The sequence below is a fragment of the Sorangium sp. So ce426 genome (assembly GCF_051475585.1).
GTDB classification, from domain to species: Bacteria; Myxococcota_A; Polyangia; order Polyangiales; family Polyangiaceae; genus Sorangium; species Sorangium cellulosum_B.
Genome location: NZ_CP150341.1, coordinates 12,253,748 through 12,270,906 on the forward strand (window position 1 = coordinate 12,253,748; position 17,159 = coordinate 12,270,906).

Here is a 17,159-nt window from a genome sequence, read left to right on the forward strand (position 1 = left end):
CTTTTGGCTGAAAACGGCGCGGCCGGCAAGTACACTCGCGCGCCATGCCTGTGGTCGCCCTGCTCCTCTTGCCATTTCTCGGGAGCGTGCTCACCGCGCTCCTGCCGACGCGGGCACGGTCCGAGCTTGCGGCTTGCGCAGGGCTCGTGTCGGCCGGCGCGGCGGCCTGGGTCATCAGCCTGTTTCCGCGGGTGCGTGACGGGGGCGTGATCCGCGAGACGATCTCGTGGGTGCCTTCACTCGGTCTCGATCTGGTCCTCCGGATCGACGGGTTCGCGTGGATGTTCGCCGTGCTCATCACCGTCATCGGCGCCCTCGTCTGTCTGTACGCGCGCTACTACATGTCCCCCGAGGATCCGGTGGCGCGCCTGTACGCGCTCTTCCTCGCGTTCATGGGCGCGATGCTGGGCGTCGTTGTCTCGGGCAACCTCGTTCAGCTCGTCCTCTTCTGGGAGCTCACGAGCCTCGTTTCGTTCCTGCTCATCGGCTACTGGCATCACCGGGTGGACGCGCAGCGGGGCGCGCGCATGGCGCTCACCGTGACCGGCGCGGGCGGGCTCGCGCTCCTCGGAGGCGTGATCCTCCTCGGCCACATCGTCGGCAGCTACGAGCTCGATGTGGCCCTCGCCTCGGGCGCCCTCATTCGGGCACACCCGCTTTACCCGGTCGCGCTCGTCCTCATCTTGCTCGGCGCGCTCACCAAGAGCGCTCAATTCCCGTTTCACTTCTGGCTGCCGCGGGCGATGGCCGCGCCGACGCCGGTGTCCGCCTACCTGCACTCGGCGACCATGGTGAAGGCGGGCGTATTCCTGCTCGCGCGGCTCTGGCCGGCGCTCTCGGGGACCGAGCTGTGGTTCTGGATCGTCAGCGGCGCGGGCATGACGACGCTCCTGCTGGGCGCGTATATCGCGATGTTCCAGAACGATCTGAAGCGCGTGCTCGCCTACTCGACCGTCAGCCACCTCGGCCTCATCACGCTCCTCTTCGGGCTCAACAGCGCGCTCGCCGCCGTCGCCGGCGTGTTCCACATCATGAACCACGCGACGTTCAAGGCCTCGCTGTTCATGGCCGCGGGCGTCGTCGACCACGAGACCGGGACACGCGACATCCGACGCTTGAATGGCCTGATTCGCGCCATGCCTCGCACCGGCGCGCTGGCGCTCGTGGCGAGCGGCGCGATGGCCGGCGTGCCGCTGCTCAACGGCTTTCTGTCGAAGGAGATGTTCTTCGCCGAGACGGTGTTCTTGTCCGCGCACCCGTCGGTGGAAGTGGGGCTCCCGGCGCTGGCGACGCTCGCGGCGGTCTTCGCGGTCGTGTACTCGCTGCGCTTTGGCTACGACATCTTCTTCGGCCCGCCGTCGACCGATCTCCCTCGCCAGCCGGAGGAAGCCCCGCGGTGGATGCGGACACCGATCGAGCTCCTGGTGCTCAGCTGCCTCATCGTCGGCGTAGCGCCGACGATCTCCATCGGGCCATCGCTCGCGGCGGCCGCTCGCCCCGTGGTCGACGGGACGCTCCCGGACTACAGCCTCGCCATCTGGCACGGCTTCAACCAGCCTTTCGTCATGAGCCTCATCGCCATCTCAGGCGGCGTCGTTGGGTACCTCTGGCTGCGCAAGCATCAGGAGCAGGGGCGGCTCCAGGATACGCCCTTCATCGAGCGGTTCAACGGAAGGCGGCTGTTCGAGGGCGCGCTGCTCGGGCTCACGCGCCTCTCGCGGAGGGCGCTCGGGCTCGTCGGAACTCGACGACTTCAGACGCAGATGTTCGCGATCATCGCGGTCGCGCTCCTCCTCGCGCTCCTCGCGGGGCATGGCGTTCCGCTGGAGTGGGGCGACCGGGACAGGCTCCCCGCGTCGCCTGCGTTCGTGATCTTGTGGGGCATCGGCGCGGTCTGCGCGGTCGGCGCCGCCGTGATGGCAAAGTTCCACAGGCTGATCGCGATCACGTTGATGGGCGGCGCGGGCCTCGTCACCTGCCTGACGTTCATGTGGTTCTCGGCGCCCGATCTCGCCCTCACGCAGGTCGTCGTGGAGGTCGTCACCACCATCCTGTTCCTGCTCGGGCTGCGCTGGTTGCCGATGCGCATCGAAGGAATTTCGAGGCCTGTCACGGCCCGCGACAGGGCGCGGCGCGCGCGCGATCTGCTGCTCGCGATCGGCGCCGGCAGCGGTCTCGCCGCGCTCTCCTATGCGATGCTGACCCGGCCGGCGCCGCACAGCATCTCACCGTTCTTCCTCAGCCGCGCGCTGCCGGAGGGAGGAGGCGCCAACGTCGTCAACGTCATGCTCGTCGACTTTCGCGCCTTCGACACGCTCGGCGAGATCACGGTCCTCGGCGCGGTCGCGCTCACGGTCTACGCCCTCCTGCGCCGCTTTCGACCGCCGCCGGAGAGCGTCGAGCAGCCCCAGCAACAGAGGGCTTTGCCGGCCGACATCGTCACCGACCTCATGAAGCCGCGCACGGCCGAGGACGCCGAGCGCGGATACATGATGGTGCCGGCGGTCATCGCGCGCGTGCTCCTGCCGGTCTCCGTCCTCGTCGCGGCGCACTTCCTTCTTCGTGGGCACAACGAGCCAGGCGGCGGCTTCGTGGCCGGCCTCGTCGTCGCGATAGCGATGCTCATGCAGTACATGGTCTCGGGGGCGCTCTGGCTGGAGGCGCGCGCGCGCCTCCGTCCGGCGCGCTGGATCGCCGCTGGACTGCTGCTCGGGGCGGCGACGGGCCTCGGCGCGCTCGCCGTCGGCTATCCCTTCCTGACGACGCACACGGCCCATGTCAGGCTGCCGCTGGTCGGCGAAGTCCACCTGCCGAGCGCCACCTTCTTCGACCTCGGCGTGTTCGCGGCCGTCGTGGGAGCGACGCTCCTCACCCTCACGGCGCTCGCGCACCAGTCGCTGCGCGCGCACCGGCGATCGACGCAGGGGCCAGCGCCGTCGACGAGAAAGGGCACGAGCTAGATGGAAGCTTTGCTCGCGCTCGTCATCGGCGTGCTCGGCGGAGCCGGGGTCTGGCTCGTGCTGCGTCCGCGGACCTTCCAGGTGATCATGGGGCTCACGTTGCTCTCGTACGCGGTGAACCTCTTCATCTTCAGCATGGGGAGCATCTTCATCGACAAGCCGCCGATCGTGCGACCTGGAGCGCCGGCCGATCTCCAGCACTACACGGATCCGATGCCGCAGTCCCTCGTGCTCACGGCCATCGTGATCGGCTTCGCGACCACGGCGCTCTTCCTCGTCGTGCTCCTCGCCTCGCGCGGCCTCAGCGGCACCGACCACGTGGATGGAACGAGGGAGGAGCCATGACCGAGCGCTTCCCGCACCTCATCGTCGCGCCCGTCGTGCTGCCGCTGATGACGGCGGCCCTGCTGCTTCTGATCGGTGAGAAGCGCAAGCGCGCCAAATCCATCGTCAACATCAGCGCGGCCCTGGCAGGCCTCCTCGTGGCGCTCCAGATCCTGCGCGGCGCCGACGCCGGCGGCTCGTCCGGCGCCGCCGGTGTGTATCTCATGTCGAACTGGGAGGCGCCTTTCGGGATCGTGCTCGTCGCGGACCGGCTCTCGGCGCTCATGCTGGTGCTGGTCGGCGTGGTGAGCCTCTGCGCCGCCCTCTACGCCGAGGCCGCGTGGGGCCGCGCGGGCGCGTACTTCCATGCGCTCTTCCAGGTTCAATTGATGGGGCTCAACGGCGCCTTTCTCACGGGGGACCTCTTCAACCTCTTCGTGTTCTTCGAGGTGATGCTCGCGGCGTCGTATGGCCTGCATCTTCATGGGTCGGGGTGGCCGCGGGTGCGCTCGGGGCTCCACTACATCGCGGTGAACCTGCTCGCGTCGTCGCTCTTCCTCGTCGGCCTCGCGGTGCTCTACGGCGTCATGGGCACGCTCTCCATGGCCGACATCGCCGAGAAGCTCGCGCTCGTCCCGGCGCGCGATCGCGGGCTCTTGCATGCAGGCGCGGCGGTCCTCGCCGTGGCGTTCCTCATCAAGGCGGCGATCTGGCCCCTCAACTCCTGGCTGGTGCCGGCGTACGCGGCCACGAGCGCGCCTGTCGCGGCGCTCTTCGCGCTGATGACCAAGGTGGGCATCTACGCGCTCGTGCGCACGTGGACGCTGTTCTTCTCCGCGGGCGCTTCAGCGCAGTTCGGGGGGACGGTCCTGCTCTACGCAGGGCTCGCGACGATCGCCTTCGGCGCGATCGGCCTCATGGCGTCCATGTCCCTCGGGCGCATCGCGGGCTTCTCGGTGATCGTGTCGTCGGGGACGCTCCTCGCGGCGCTCGGGACGGGGACCCCCGCTGTGACGTCGGCGGCGCTGTTCTACATGCTGAGCGCCACGCTGGCGGTGAGCGCGCTCTTTCTCCTCGTCGAGCTGGTGGAGCGCGTCGGCTCCGATGGACAGCGGCGGGTGCCGGACCTCGACGTGGAGCCGGGCGAGGACACCAACCTCGATGAAGAGGAGGCGCCGCTCGTCGGCCAGGCGTTTCCGGTGTCCATCGCGCTGCTCGGCCTGGCGTTCATGGTCTGCGCGCTGCTCGTCGCGGGGCTGCCGCCGCTCTCGGGCTTCGTCGCGAAGACATCGCTGCTGACCGCCCTCCTGTCGCCCCGAGGGGACGGCCACGCGAGCGCCGGCGCCCCCGTCTCGTCCGCCGCGTGGATCCTCTTTGGGCTGCTGCTCCTCTCGGGGCTCGCGGCCACCATCTCCCTCGCGAGGGCGGGCATTCGACACTTCTGGTTGACGGGTGGACGGCTCCCGCCCCGCTTGAAGGTCGTCGAGGCCGCCTCCGTCCTCGGCCTCCTTCTCTGCTGCATCCTGCTCACGCTGTACGCTGAGCCGGTCATGCGCGCCACGCGCGCCACAGCCGCGGGACTGCACGCGCCGAAGGCGTACATCGAGGCCGTCTTGTCGGCGCGGCCTCGCCCGGGGCCGACGCGTCCCGTGATCGAAGAGGAGGTGGCACCGTGACCTTCCTCAAGAAGATCGTGCCCGCGCCGCTGCTGTCCGCCGCTCTGTTCGCGTTGTGGCTGGCGCTCGAGCGCTCCACGAGCGCGGGCCAGATCGTCCTCGGGCTGGGGCTCGCGCTGGCGGTGCCGCTCCTCACCTCGACCCTGCGGCTCACGAATGTCCGGGCGCGGCGACCGCTGGTCGTCGTGCGCTTCATCCTGAGGGTCGGCTACGACGTCTTGCTCTCGAATTTCGAGGTCGCCTGGGGCGTGGTCACATGGCAATGGCGGCGACCGCGGTCGAGGTTCGTGATCGTGCCCCTCGACCTGCGTGACCCCGTCGGGCTGGCCGCGTTATCCATGGTGACGACCGTGGTTCCTGGCACCGTGTGGTCGGAGCTCGCGCTCGATCGGCACGCGCTCTTGCTGCACGTGTGGGATGTCGGTGATGAAGGCGCCTTCGTCGCCCGCTTCAAGGCTCGCTACGAGGAGCCTCTCAGGGAGATCTTCGAATGAGCGCACTCCTGTCTGGCGCGATTGCCTTCGCGCTCGGCTGCTACGCCGTCGCGTCGGTCCTGGTGGTCATCCGGTTGATCCGGGGGCCGCGGGCGCAGGATCGCGTGTTCGCGCTCGACCTGCTCTACCTCCACGCGATGCTGGTCATGCTGGTGCTCGGCATTCGTCACCGGAGCGACACGTACTTCGACGCCGCGTTGCTGATCGCGCTCTTCAGCTTCGTGAGCTCGTCCGCGATGGCGAAGTTCATCCTGCGCGGTGAGGTGATTGAATGAACCAGCTTCCCCTCTGGGTCGAGGCGGCGGTCGCTGCGCTGCTCGTGCTGAGCGGCCTGTTCGTGGTCATCTCCGCGTTCGGGTTCCTGCGCCTGCCAGACTTCTTCCTGCGCATGCATCCCCCCGCGCTGGCGTACACCTTCGGCAGCTGGTGCGTGACGCTGGCGGGCATCCTCTACTCCTCGACGATCGAGTCCCGGCCCGTGCTGCACCCGTGGCTCATCGTCATCATGCTCTCCATCACGGTCCCTGTGACCACGCTGCTCCTGGCACGAGTGGCGCTGTTCCGCCGCCGCGCCGCGGGAGCCGCCGACGCTCCGCCTCCGCTCGCTCCACGCCGCGACCCCTGAGGGCGGTTCAGCCTCATTCGGGCTCCTCGGCGCGTGGCCGAGCGGGCACGATCAGCACGTCGCTGGCGACCTGACGCAGCACGTCTCCAGCGACCGTCCCGAGGAAGGCGTGAGCGACCCCGGAGTAGCCGTGGGTGCCGAGCACCAGGAGGTCGCTGTCTGCCTTCTTGACGGCCTTCTCGATCACGAGCCGGGCGGAGCCGCGTCGAACATGGATCTTCCAGCGCGGCGCCTCTGCTGGCCGCACCTCCGCCCGCGCGAGCGAGGCAGCGAGCAGCTTCACGAGCTGCTGTGTAGCTGCTCGCTCGAGCTCGCTGCTCCATGCCTCTGCGTCCTCCTCCGAGAGGCTGCGATAGATGGCTCCGCGATAGGGCGTGTCGAACGCATGGATCACCAGGACACGCGGCCGCGGGGTCGGAATCAACCGGAGCATCAGCGCGAGCACATCCGTGGATCCTCGCTCGAGATCGAGGGCGACCGCGGGCCGGCTGTACGCCGCGCGAGGAGCCAGCCGGACCGCCAGGACCGGGAGCTGCCCGCGGCGGATGACACGCTCCGCGGTCGAGCCGAGGAAGGTGTCCCGGAGCGCGCGGCTGCCGCCGCGACCCATGACGATGAGCTCGGCCCTCGTCGAGGTCGCGCAGCCTGCGATCTCCGCGGCCGGGCTGCCGATCTTCACCACCGGTTCGACGTCGACGCCCTTGGGCAGCGTCTTTGCGAGATGCCGCGCCTCGCTCGCGAGTGATTTTCTGGCATCCCGCTCGGCGCGGTCCTGGGCCCTGGCGGGGAGGTTGCCGGGAACGACGTGAAGCAGCGTGACGCGCGCTCCATCGGCCAGCGGCAGACGTGCGACCCGGCCGAGGACGCGGTCCGAAATGGCCGTCAGATCGACGGGGACGAGCAGCGAATGGAAGCGCCCGGCCTCGTCCATCTCGGGCTGCCCGTTGCCTGCCTCCGGCTCCTTCAGACTCTCGGTCATCGTGTGGCCTCCTCTCTATGAAGCAGGTCCCTTCCCGGAGAACGCCCTTCACCGCGCCTGGAACAGCCGATCTAGGCGTGACGACCGCCTCGGGCGAAGGCGGCCAGGCCCCTGGCGAGCGCCCTCGTCACGAGCGCCGCGGCGAGGCCGAGGATCCCGAGATCGGCGAGGCCGTGGTTCCGCAGCGCGACCGCCCCGACGATGCAATCGCCCACGAGCAGGACCACGAGCGAAAGGCCGAGGTGGAAGCGGCGCGCGTCGTCGTGCGGCCACCCGGGCGCGGGCTCGGCCCTGGCTCCTCCGAACGCCCGGATCCCGGCGGCGATCCCCAGGAGGAGCACCGCATACCCGGCGCCGAGCAGCGCCTCCGGCGAGACGCTCACGAGAGCTCGCCCTGCCCCGCGCCCGAGGGCGCGGCGCTCCCGGCGCTGTCGGGCGGCGCCTCGATCTCGGTGAAGAGGTTGTCCCGGGCTTCCGGCCCCGCGAGCTGCGGGACGCGATGGCGGACGCCGCGGTAAGCGAGGAGGAGGAGCGGCAGGGTGCCGCCGAGGATGAAGAGCACATCGCCCGGCAGGCGCATCCACTCCATGAGGCGGTTCGTGGGGTTCGTCAGGTACTGGAGCTCTCGAGCCTCGAAGTACCCGTAGCTCACCGCGTGGTGGAGCTGCATGAGCCCGAGCGGGAACAGCGTGGCAAAGACCATCCACGCGAGCCCGACGTTCAGCGACCAGAAGCTGATCTTGGCCGCCCTGTCGGACCACCGCTCGGCGGGCATCAGGTAGCGCAGCGCGAAGAGCGCGAGCCCGGCGGCCAGCATGCCATAGACGCCCATCATCGAGGCGTGCCCATGGTTGGCGGTCAGCGCGGTGCCGATCTCGTAATAGGACACGATCGGCAAGTTGATCAGGAACCCGAAGATCCCGGCCCCCAGGAAGTTCCAGAACCCCACGGCCACCAGGAACATGATGGCCCAGCGATGCGGGAAGGGCTTCGTCGACTGGCCTCCTTGCGCGATGCCCAGGCGCAGGAAGGTCCACGCCTCCACCGTGAGGAAGGTCAACGGGATCACCTCCGCGGCCGAGAAGAAGGCGCCGAGCGCCATGTGCTCCACGGGCGTGCCGGAGAAGTACAGATGGTGCATGGTGCCGATCACCCCGCCCGCCGAGTAGAGGATGACCTCCAGGTAGATGAGCCGCAGCGCGATCGCCTCGGCCACCACCCCGAGCAGGACGAAGAGATAGGCCACCATGAGCGTGGTGAACAGCTCGAGGAAGTCCTCCACCCAGAGGTGCACCACCCAGAAGCGCCAGAAGTCGGTGCTCGTGAAGTTCGCGCGCGGGTGCGCGAGCAGGCCAACGGCGTAGAAGGCCGGGATGGCCAGCGCGGCGAAGAAGAAGAGCCAGGGCATGTTGCCCCGGTGCTCGACGGCGAGCCGACCCCGGAGCGCGCGCAAGAGCAGCGCGACCCAGGCGAACAGGCCGAGCGTCAGGAGCACCTGCCAGAAGCGACCCAGATCGAGGTACTCGAACCCCTGGAGCGCGAACCAGATGCTGTCCGACGCGCCGTGGATGGCGAGGAGCTCGCCGAGGAGGCTGCCCGCGACGACGATGACGAGCGCGCCGAGCAGACCGTAGGCGAGCCAGCTCTGGCCTCTCGGCTCGCGCCCGCTGATCATGGGCGCGATGAAGATGCCCGCGCCGAGATAGGAGACCGCGACCCAGAAGATGGCGAGCTGCAGGTGCCACGTGCGCACCAGGTTGAAGGGGAAGGCCCCGGCCAGGTTGATCCCGAAGAAGCTGGATAGCTCGGCGCGATAATGCTGCGTGGCGCCTCCGAGGACGGACTGGAGGGTGAACAGCAACGCCATGACCAGGAAGAACCACGCCGTCGCGCGCTGGGCTGGGGTCAAGGCGACCTCGCCCGGCTGGCGGAAGCTGAGCCGGTGCCCTTCCCGCCCGTGCCACCCGAGGAAGCGCCATCGCCCGAAGGCCGCGAAGAGCAGGCCTGTCCCGCCGAGGAGCGCGATGAGCGAGAGCACGCTCCAGACCACCAGCTCGCCCGTGGGCTGGTTCCGGACGAGCGGCTCTGGAGGCCAGTTGTTTGTGTACGAGTAGGCCTCTCCGGGGCGCTCCGCCGCGGCGGTCCAGGCCGTCCAGGCGAAGAACGAGGTGAGCTGAGAGAGCTCGCGCGCGTCCGAGAAGAGGCCGGCGCGCAGGCCGTGCTTGCCGCTGGGCTGGGCGAAGAAGCGGCGATAGTGATCCTTCAGCAGCTCGAAGGCCTCTGCCTGGGCGTCGGTGAAGACCAGCGTCCCTGTCGCGGGATCATAGCGGTTTTGACGAAAATCGCCGACGGTGCGCGCGAGCGCCTCCGCCGAGCCCGCGCCGCCGTGGCGAGAGGCGGCGTGGGAGGCGGCCCGGCGGAGGTAATCGGCGGTGAAATCCGGGCCGAGGTAGGCGCCGTGGCCGAAGACGGATCCGTATTCCATGAGCCCGTTGCGCAGGAACAGCTCCTGACCCGTGAGCACGTCGTCGCCCGTGAACAGAACGCGCCCCGCGGGGTCGACCACCCGCGCGGGGATGGGTGGCTGTGCCGCGTAGGTGCGGTAGGCGAGCAGGCCGAGCACGAAGAACCCGAACAGGAAAACGAGGGCCGTCGCCTGGACCCAGCCGCGCGAGATGAGGAGGTTTCGCCGTCCGGAGGAGCGCGCCATGGGAATGCCGGGAGCGAGCCGAGGAGGGCTCACCCGTTCTCCGAGATGACGACCGAGGAGGCTGCGTTGCGCGGCGTTCGTGCGCCTGGACGAGGAAATAGGGGTCTTTCCGCGGATTCCTCCTGGCCGCCGCCGGCGAGCTCGTCCTGTGAGGTCGGGCGGCGTTCGGCGCGCCTGGAGCTCGGCCGCGCGGGCCGGGATCGCGTACGCCGCTAGGGGCGCGCGAAGTACGTGCCGTGCTCGAGGTCGGCGAGCAGGCCCGCCTGCTCGGGCTTCCAGCCGAACCGGGCCTGCGTGATCGCGCTCGACGCGGGGGTGTCGAGCGCGAAGAACCCGCCGAGCCAGCCGAAATGCTCCTTGGGGACCGACGCGACAGGCAAGCCGAGCTTGCGGCCGATCACACCGGCGATGTCGCGGGTCGGGACGCCCTCGTCGCCGACCGCGCGTTGGCGCCGAGGTCTCGGCGTTCCAGGTCGGCTACACGAGCGCCTCGCAGTTCAGCCGCGAGTATTCGCGCATGTTCGGCAACTCGCCGCTGCGCGATGCCCGCGCGCTGCAGCAGAAGGCCGCGGTCGTCCAGGACATGTAGTCCTCCCGCTTCCATCGACCTCCTTCGTTTCCGCTCCCACATTCCGCCCCTGTGGCCGCCTCGATCTGAAAGATCGAGCTCACCCAGAAACCGCTCGGCGCCTTCGCCGTAGGACTGGGCACCGCTCGACACGAGCGCGGCGACGCGTCGAACGCCGAAGCATGCGGCCGTATCCGGACACGGGCTCGCCCGTGGACGCCGCACGACGGCCGCAATGCTCGCATGGCGCGCTGCGGTCAGCGCAAACCATCAAAGAATGGAGAGGCAGCTATGAGAAAATCAACTGGCGCCCTGTTGCTCGTATCCCTGGCGTCGGCCTGTCTGAGCGCCTGCGGGGGTGAACCCGAGAGCCCCGCGGACGGCCAGAGCGCCGTCGGGTTCGTGTTCGTGGGGACGAACCATAACAACACGCACGACGCCGGCGAACCTGCCAACCAGGTCGCCGTGTACCGCAGGTTCGCCGATGGATCGCTCGAGCTCGCCGATCACGTCGACACCGGCGGACAGGGGTCGGGGCCCTCGGCGCGCTTTGCCGGTGACGGCCTCGGCTCGTCCCATTCGATGGTGCTCAGCCAGGACCGGGCATTCCTGCTCGTCACGAACGCCGGCAGCGACACGCTCTCCGTGCTCCGCGTCGGAAAGGACACCGTCGAGGTCACCGACGTCCAGCCCACCAAGGATGGCGCCGGGCCGGGCTTCCCGAACAGCGTGACCCAGCACGGCGATCTCGTCTATGCGCTGAACGGCGCCGGCGAGGGGAGCGTCACCGGCTTTCGCCTGAGTAGCCAGGGGAAGCTCACGCCGATCCCCGGCTCGACCCGGCTGCTCTCCGCGAACCAGGTCAGCCCGCCGGACACGCTGTTCAACCCGGCGCAGGCGTCCTTCACGCCGAGCGGGAGGCAGCTCGTCGTCACGATCAAGGACGGGCCCGCCGCGGGCCTGATCGACGGCGTGACCCCGACCGGTCCGAGCCGGGTGCTCGTGTTCGATGTGCTCGAGGACGGCCAGCTCGCGCAGACATTCACGCAGACCGACCTCGACAACGACGGCCCGTTCGGGTTCTCGTTCGACGCGGCCGGACACCTGCTCACGGCCCTGTTCGTGGGCGGTGATGATCTCGCCGGCGCGGCCGGATCGTTTCAGATCAACGCGGACGGGACGCTCACGCCGATCACGCGGACAGCGAAGGTGAGCCAGCTCGATCCGTGCTGGATCGAGAACAACGGGGAGTTCGCGTTCACCGCGAACTACACCTCGGGCACCCTCTCGAGCTTCCGTATCGGGGACGATGGCAGCCTGACGGTGCTCGACGAGCAGGCCGGCCTCACCGACGAGCGCGCGGGCGCCCCCGGCGCGAGCCAGCAGGGCTCGACGCCGCTCGATCTCGGCATCAGCCCCGACGGCCGATTCCTCTATGACGTCCTGCCGGGCTCCGGGAGCGTGGGCGCCTGGCGGATCGAGGACGACGGCAGGCTCACCAAGATCGGCGAATACGGCGGGCTCCCCAGGACCGTCGACGGCGACAGGGCGCCGGAGGAGCGCTTCGGCCCCGGCGGGAGCCCTGCCGGCATCGGCGTCCTCTGAGGCTCACGGGCCCATTCCACCGCATCCTGGAGGAGCGCGGGCATGAGGCTGGATCAGCGAGTGGCGGGTCGGTGGGTGGCGTGGGTCTCGGCGAAGTCCCAGACGAGCTGGCGGAGGGGCTCGGGGGTTTCGATCTGGGGGAGATGACCGGCGTCGGGGAGCAGCGCGAAGCGGGCGCCGGGGATCGCGGCGGCGTAGGCGCGGCCGTAGTCGGGGGTGCAGATCCCGTCGCTCTCGCCCCAGAGGACGAGGGTGGGCTGGGAGATGGCGGCCAGCCGTGGGCGTAAGGTCGGATCGGTCATGGTGCCACCATAGGTGCGCAGGGTGGCCCGGTTGGCGGCCATGGCGGCGCGCTGGCTGTCGCTGAGGCTGGCCGGGTCGATGCGGAACCGTTCGGGGTTGTGGTAGCTGCGCTCCGCCAGCTGGGCGAGGGTGAGAGAGAAGATGTCGGCGACGGGCTGGTCGGCGACGTCGATGCCGACGGCGTCGACGAGGATGGTGCTGCTGATGCGCTGGCTCTGCAGGAGGGCGAGCTCGGCGGCGATCCAGCCGCCAATCGAGCTGCCGACGACGGTGACGTCGACGAGCTCCAGCTGGTCGAGCAGGGCGCGGTAGAGCTGGGCGAGGCCCGAGATGGTGGTCAGCCATTGCGGGCGGTGGGTCCCGTCGAAGCCTGGATGGGTGGGAACAATCACCCGGGCGTGGTTGCCTTCGGCAAGGGTCTTGGCGAAGCCGGCCACGGACCGGGGACCGGCGCCGCCGTGCAGGAGCAGGAACGGGTGTCCGGCGCCGTATGCGTCGACGGTGACATCGACCTGGCCGTGGCCAGGAAGGGTGAGGCTGTGCGTTGCCATGGGGGCTCCTTGTGCGGTTGCGGCGAGCGCGCTCGCCCAACCGCTGATGGTAAGGCTCTTGTCGAAGCGGCGTGCGCGCGGATCGTCCCGCTGGGCGCAGCGTGGCGGCTTCGATGACTCGACCCTAGCGCCTTGCTCGAGGGCGTACATTGCCCGGACGCGCCAGAAAGGTGGCGCGCGACGCCAAGCGCGCGGCGTTCTGCGACCTCGCCAGAGGTCCCGCGCGCTGCCCGTCATCGAAGATCAGCCGCGGCACCGGCGCGTTCCAGGCGATCGGCGCGGCGAACAGGCGCTCGTGAGGCCGCACGTCGGCCGGGGCCGATGACGCCAGCTCGACGCGCACCGGGGAGATCGGCGCGCCGGTGAAGGAGCGGCCGAGCATCAGCATGGCGGCGCTGCCGAGCTCCGCGAGCTGGCGAAGGCCATCGGGAGCGGCCATGGCCGTTTTCCCCTGAAACCGGAGCACGATCGACGTGAGGCACGCCGCGCGATCGCGGTCGAGCTCGAGGCGGACTCCTTCGTTCCAGAGCCCCATGTAGCGAGCGGTCCGCTCGTAGGCGGCGCGGAGCGTGGGGCTCGTGGAAGCAGCATAGGTGACGACCCCGAAGCGGCGCGGGTCCGCCGCCTTCGCAAGGCGAAGCCCGAGATCGTCGGCGCGGGTCAGCTCGACCGCGGCCCCCAGGAGCTCGGGGAGCTTCTCGGCCGGACCTCGGGCGTCGACGCCGTCGAGCGCGATGCCGGCGAGCACCTCGGCGCGGAGGCGGTTCGCAGCGCCGGGGGCGAGCTCGTCGGAAAAGACGAGAATCGACAGGAAGGCGCCGGCGGCAGCGCTGTGGCTCGGTGCTGCGCCTTTTATACCGCGCGGGGGCATCGTCCGAGGAGAGGAGCCAAGAGGAGCAAACGCCTTCTCGAGAATCAAGAGATGTCATGCCGCAGCCGCCCCTCCAGTCTCGCCACGACCAGCAGGTCGGGACACGACGAGAAGCGCGCTCGAAGCGTATCTATCGGATATTCCAGCCCATCATGTGACCTCCCGCCCTCCGGCCGGCGCGGCAGCCCCGCCCTCCCCGGCGACCCGCCTCGCACGACGCTCGCTCCCGGGCGCGCGCCCCGCGAACCCGCGTGCTCCTGCCGGCGGGGGCACGGTATGCTTGTCGCACCATGAAGTACCCTCCCTGCCTGCTCCTCTCGGCGTTTCTCGCTGGCGCCTGCGGAGGTGGCGAGGCACACCCGTCAGGTCCGACCATGACCGCAAGCTCCCCTCTGCTCCCCACCGCGGCCAGCGCCGCGCCCGCGCCCGCCCCCGAAAACCCGAGCCGCCCCGCGTACCCGCCCACCCGCGTCGCCCCGGTGACGAACGCCCTGCATGGGGTCGAGATCACCGACCCGTACCGCTGGCTCGAGGACGGCGACGCACCCGAGGTGAAGGAGTGGATGAAGGCTCAGGACGCGTTCACGCGCGCCGAGCTCGCCCGGCTCCCCGAGCGGGACGCGATCGCGTCAAGGCTGAAGCAGCTATTCTACATCGATGCGGTCTCCGCGCCGCGCCACCGCAGGGGCCGGTACTTCCTGAGCCGGCGGCACGCGACGAAGGAGAAGTCGGTCGTCTACTGGAAGGAGGGAAAGGGCGGCGCGGAGCGCGTGCTGTTCGACCCGAACACCTGGTCCGAGGACGGCAGCGTCTCGCTGGGCGGATGGGAGGTGTCGTGGGACGGCAAGAACGTCGCCTACAAGATCCAGCAGAACAACTCGGATGAGGCGACCCTCTATGTGATGGATGTCGCGTCCGGCAAGCGCTCCGAGGTGGACGTCATCGAAGGGGCCAAGTACGCCTTTGCGTCGTGGACGCCCTCCGGCGACGGCTTCTACTACGTCTGGCTCCCCACGGACCCGTCCATCCCGGTCGCCGAGCGGCCGGGTTACGCCGAGGTGCGCTTCCACCGGCTCGGCCAGGATCCCAAGCAGGATCGCGTGGTGCGCGGCAGGACGGGCGATCCAAGGACCTTCCTGAACGCGTCCCTCTCCAAGGATGGCCGCTTCCTGGTGCTCACCGTCTCTCACGGGTGGACCTCGGCTGACGTCTACTTTCGCGATCTCCGCAGGCCGGGCGGCCACGCCGCGGACAAGCCGCTCGCGGTCGGGCGCGACGCCCACTACAACGTCGAGGTCTACAAGGACCGGCTCTACGTCCACACCGACGAGGGCGCGCCGCATTACCGCGTCTTCGAGGTCGATCCGGACAGGCCGGATCGCGCCGCATGGAAGGAGATCGTCCCGGAGCGCCCCGACGCCACGCTGGACAGCGTCTCCATCGTGGGTGGGCACCTCGCGCTGAGCTATCTCAAGGACGCTTCGAGCCGGGTCGAGGTGCGCGCGCTCGACGGCAAGCTGGTCCGCGAGGTCCCGCTGCCGGGCATCGGCACCGTCGGCGGCCCCTCCGGGCTGCCCGACGAGGACGAGGCGTATTTCTCGTTCGAGTCCTACACCTCGCCTCACGAGATCCACGCGACCTCGATCAAGACGGGTCGGACCGAGCTCTACGCGCGCATCGAGGTGCCCATCGATCCGTCGCCCTTCAGCGTGGAGCAGACCTTCTTCCCCTCCAAGGACGGCACGAAGATCTCGATGTTCATCGTCCGCCGCAAGGACATGAAGAAGGACGGGAGCTCCCGCGCGCTGCTCTACGGCTACGGCGGGTTCCAGATGTCGCAGACCCCCGCGTTCACCTCCTCGATGTACCCCTGGCTCGAGCGGGGCGGCGTGTACGCGGTGGCGAACCTGCGCGGCGGCGGCGAGTACGGAGAGGCGTGGCACCGGGACGGGATGCTGCTCAAGAAGCAGAACGTCTTCGACGACTTCATCGCCGCCGCGGAGCACCTGGTCGGCGAGGGGTACACGCGGCCCGAGCGGCTCGCCATCCTGGGCGGCTCGAACGGCGGCCTGCTCGTCGGCGCCGCGCTCACGCAGCGGCCCGACCTGTTCGGGGCCGTCCTCTGCGGCGTCCCCCTGCTCGACATGGTGCGATACCACCTGTTCGGCTCCGGCAAGACGTGGATCAGCGAGTATGGCTCCGCCGACGATCCGGAGCAGTTCAAGGCGCTCCACGCCTACTCCCCCTATCACCGCGTGCAGGCGGGGAAGCGGTATCCGCCGGTGCTCCTGCTGTCGGCCGACAGCGACGATCGGGTCGACCCCATGCACGCGCGCAAGTTCGCCGCCGCGCTGCAGTCCGTGAGCGCGGGCGGTCCGGTCCTGCTCCGCATCGAGCGGAACGCCGGGCACGGCGGCGCGGATCTCATCAAGTCGGCGGTCGCGAAGGGCGCCGACCAGATCTCGTTCGCGCTGTGGGCCACGAGCGCGCAGGCGCCGGCGATCAAGCGGTGAGGGGGCGCGCGGCGCACCACGAGCGGCGCGCGTGAGGCGCGGGACGCGCGCCGCGAGCGGGGCGACGGACAGGCTTGCGGCTCCGCGCCGCGACGGCTAACAACGCGCCGCTGTGCGAACGCTTCACCCCGTAGCCGGGGCTTCCCGCCGCGGGCCTTTGATCTCGCGCCCCCTCGCGGCCGCCGTCTCGGCGCTCGCGGAGGGCCCGCGCGCGCCGCTCGCGGACCTCGCCGATCCTGCGGCGGTGCTGGCCGGGCTCATGGACCTGCACGGGAGCGTCTCGCTCGCGCGCGAGCTCGCGCTCCTCGACCGCCACGCCGCGCCGCCGCCGGCGTCCGAGGGCGCTCGCGCCGAGGTCCGGGCGCTCGCCGCCGATCGCCTCGGCGAGCTCGCGGAGGCGCTCGACCAGGTGTTCGCCGCCCCGTTCCACCGGCGGAACAAGCTCCCCGACGCGGCGGCGGTGCACGCGACGCTGGAGCAGGCCGGGGTGCTGCCTGCCCGCGCGGCCCGCGACCGCGGGGGGCGCCCGCTCGCGTCCGCGGCAGGGCAGATCTGGGAGCCGTTCGGAGAGCTCATGGGCCGTCTCCTCGGCCGCATCCGGCTCGAGACGCGCGCGCTGCGCGAGGAGCTCGCGCCTTCGCTGCGGGCGCTCGGCCCGGAGGCGGCGCGGCTCGAGCGGCTCGACGCCGCGATCTCCGCCGCCACCCAGAAGCGGCGCGAGCGCGCGCTCGCCGAGCTCGTCCCCGGGCTCTCGCGCGCCTTCGCGCGGGCCTTCCGCGCGGCCGTGGGCGCGCTGCCGGAGGGGGCCGGGCTCGAGGACGTCGCGGGCTGGTTCGGGCAGGAGCAGTGGCTCCTGCGGGAGCTCCAGCGCATGGAGCTCGTGGTCCAGGCGGCGCTCGCGCACGAGGCGGGCCGGCTGCTCTCGCTGGTCGACGGGGCGGCGGCGGCGGGCGCGCCCGCGTAGCTCGCGGGGGGCTTCA

Annotated in this window: 14 protein-coding genes and 2 pseudogenes; 10 read left to right on the forward strand and 6 right to left on the reverse strand. The window is 70.2% G+C overall.

Annotated elements, in window-relative coordinates; all coding sequences use genetic code 11:
• Positions 1–44 precede the first annotated feature (44 nt).
• From WMF44_RS45985 to WMF44_RS46010, 6 genes are read left to right on the forward strand one after another with little or no spacing between them, the layout of a single operon-like run.
• Entirely contained in the window at positions 45–2,960 is a 2,916-nt protein-coding gene (locus WMF44_RS45985; protein ID WP_437296384.1) for a monovalent cation/H+ antiporter subunit A, read from the forward strand.
• Positions 2,961–3,305: a Na+/H+ antiporter subunit C gene (locus WMF44_RS45990; protein ID WP_012241187.1), complete on the forward strand. Its 345-nt coding sequence runs from the start codon at positions 2,961–2,963 to the stop codon at positions 3,303–3,305.
• Positions 3,302–4,960 (forward strand): monovalent cation/H+ antiporter subunit D, encoded by a 1,659-nt coding sequence (locus tag WMF44_RS45995; protein WP_437296385.1) that lies wholly within the window; start codon positions 3,302–3,304, stop codon positions 4,958–4,960. The genes WMF44_RS45990 and WMF44_RS45995 overlap by 4 nt, the downstream gene beginning before the upstream one ends.
• Positions 4,957–5,454 (forward strand): Na+/H+ antiporter subunit E, encoded by a 498-nt coding sequence (locus WMF44_RS46000; protein WP_437296386.1) that lies wholly within the window; start codon positions 4,957–4,959, stop codon positions 5,452–5,454. The genes WMF44_RS45995 and WMF44_RS46000 overlap by 4 nt, the downstream gene beginning before the upstream one ends.
• Positions 5,451–5,729 (forward strand): K+/H+ antiporter subunit F, encoded by a 279-nt coding sequence (locus WMF44_RS46005; protein WP_437296387.1) that lies wholly within the window; start codon positions 5,451–5,453, stop codon positions 5,727–5,729. Before WMF44_RS46000 ends, WMF44_RS46005 begins: the two co-directional genes overlap by 4 nt.
• Positions 5,726–6,079 (forward strand): Na+/H+ antiporter subunit G, encoded by a 354-nt coding sequence (locus WMF44_RS46010; protein WP_437296388.1) that lies wholly within the window; start codon positions 5,726–5,728, stop codon positions 6,077–6,079. The genes WMF44_RS46005 and WMF44_RS46010 overlap by 4 nt, the downstream gene beginning before the upstream one ends.
• Positions 6,080–6,092: 13 nt before the next feature.
• On the opposite strand, the gene WMF44_RS46015 is transcribed toward WMF44_RS46010, so the two are convergent.
• The 4 genes and pseudogenes from WMF44_RS46015 to WMF44_RS46030 all read right to left on the reverse strand — a co-directional run.
• Entirely contained in the window at positions 6,093–7,058 is a 966-nt protein-coding gene (locus tag WMF44_RS46015) for a universal stress protein (protein ID WP_437296389.1), read from the reverse strand.
• A gap of 71 nt (positions 7,059–7,129) precedes the next feature.
• A complete protein-coding gene (locus WMF44_RS46020; protein ID WP_437296390.1) occupies positions 7,130–7,441 on the reverse strand; it encodes a hypothetical protein in 312 nt (103 codons plus the stop codon).
• Positions 7,438–9,768, reverse strand: coding sequence for a nitric-oxide reductase large subunit (locus WMF44_RS46025; protein WP_437296391.1), 2,331 nt, complete (start codon positions 9,766–9,768; stop codon positions 7,438–7,440). The genes WMF44_RS46020 and WMF44_RS46025 overlap by 4 nt, the downstream gene beginning before the upstream one ends.
• 212 nt (positions 9,769–9,980) lie before the next feature.
• Positions 9,981–10,196: pseudogene (locus WMF44_RS46030) on the reverse strand (3-beta hydroxysteroid dehydrogenase); the annotation flags it as partial.
• 20 nt (positions 10,197–10,216) lie between these two features.
• Between WMF44_RS46030 and WMF44_RS46035 the strand changes: the two are divergent.
• Positions 10,217–10,357 (forward strand): annotated as a pseudogene (locus tag WMF44_RS46035) (AraC family transcriptional regulator); the annotation flags it as partial.
• Between the two features lie 270 nt (positions 10,358–10,627).
• Positions 10,628–11,941: a lactonase family protein gene (locus WMF44_RS46040; RefSeq protein ID WP_437296392.1), complete on the forward strand. Its 1,314-nt coding sequence runs from the start codon at positions 10,628–10,630 to the stop codon at positions 11,939–11,941.
• Positions 11,942–11,994: 53 nt separating this feature from the next.
• On the opposite strand, the gene WMF44_RS46045 is transcribed toward WMF44_RS46040, so the two are convergent.
• Both WMF44_RS46045 and WMF44_RS46050 read right to left on the reverse strand, forming a co-directional pair.
• Complete coding sequence (locus WMF44_RS46045) at positions 11,995–12,795, reverse strand: alpha/beta fold hydrolase (RefSeq protein WP_437296393.1); 801 nt, start codon at positions 12,793–12,795, stop codon at positions 11,995–11,997.
• 124 nt (positions 12,796–12,919) lie between these two features.
• Positions 12,920–13,714 (reverse strand): AraC family transcriptional regulator ligand-binding domain-containing protein, encoded by a 795-nt coding sequence (locus tag WMF44_RS46050; RefSeq protein WP_437296394.1) that lies wholly within the window; start codon positions 13,712–13,714, stop codon positions 12,920–12,922.
• Positions 13,715–14,040: 326 nt separating this feature from the next.
• Here WMF44_RS46050 and WMF44_RS46055 point away from each other — a divergent pair, with 326 nt between their 5' ends.
• A complete protein-coding gene (locus WMF44_RS46055) occupies positions 14,041–16,179 on the forward strand; it encodes a prolyl oligopeptidase family serine peptidase (RefSeq protein WP_437296395.1) in 2,139 nt (712 codons plus the stop codon).
• A gap of 157 nt (positions 16,180–16,336) precedes the next feature.
• A complete protein-coding gene (locus tag WMF44_RS46060) occupies positions 16,337–17,143 on the forward strand; it encodes a hypothetical protein (protein WP_437296396.1) in 807 nt (268 codons plus the stop codon).
• The last annotated feature ends 16 nt before the right edge of the window (positions 17,144–17,159 follow it).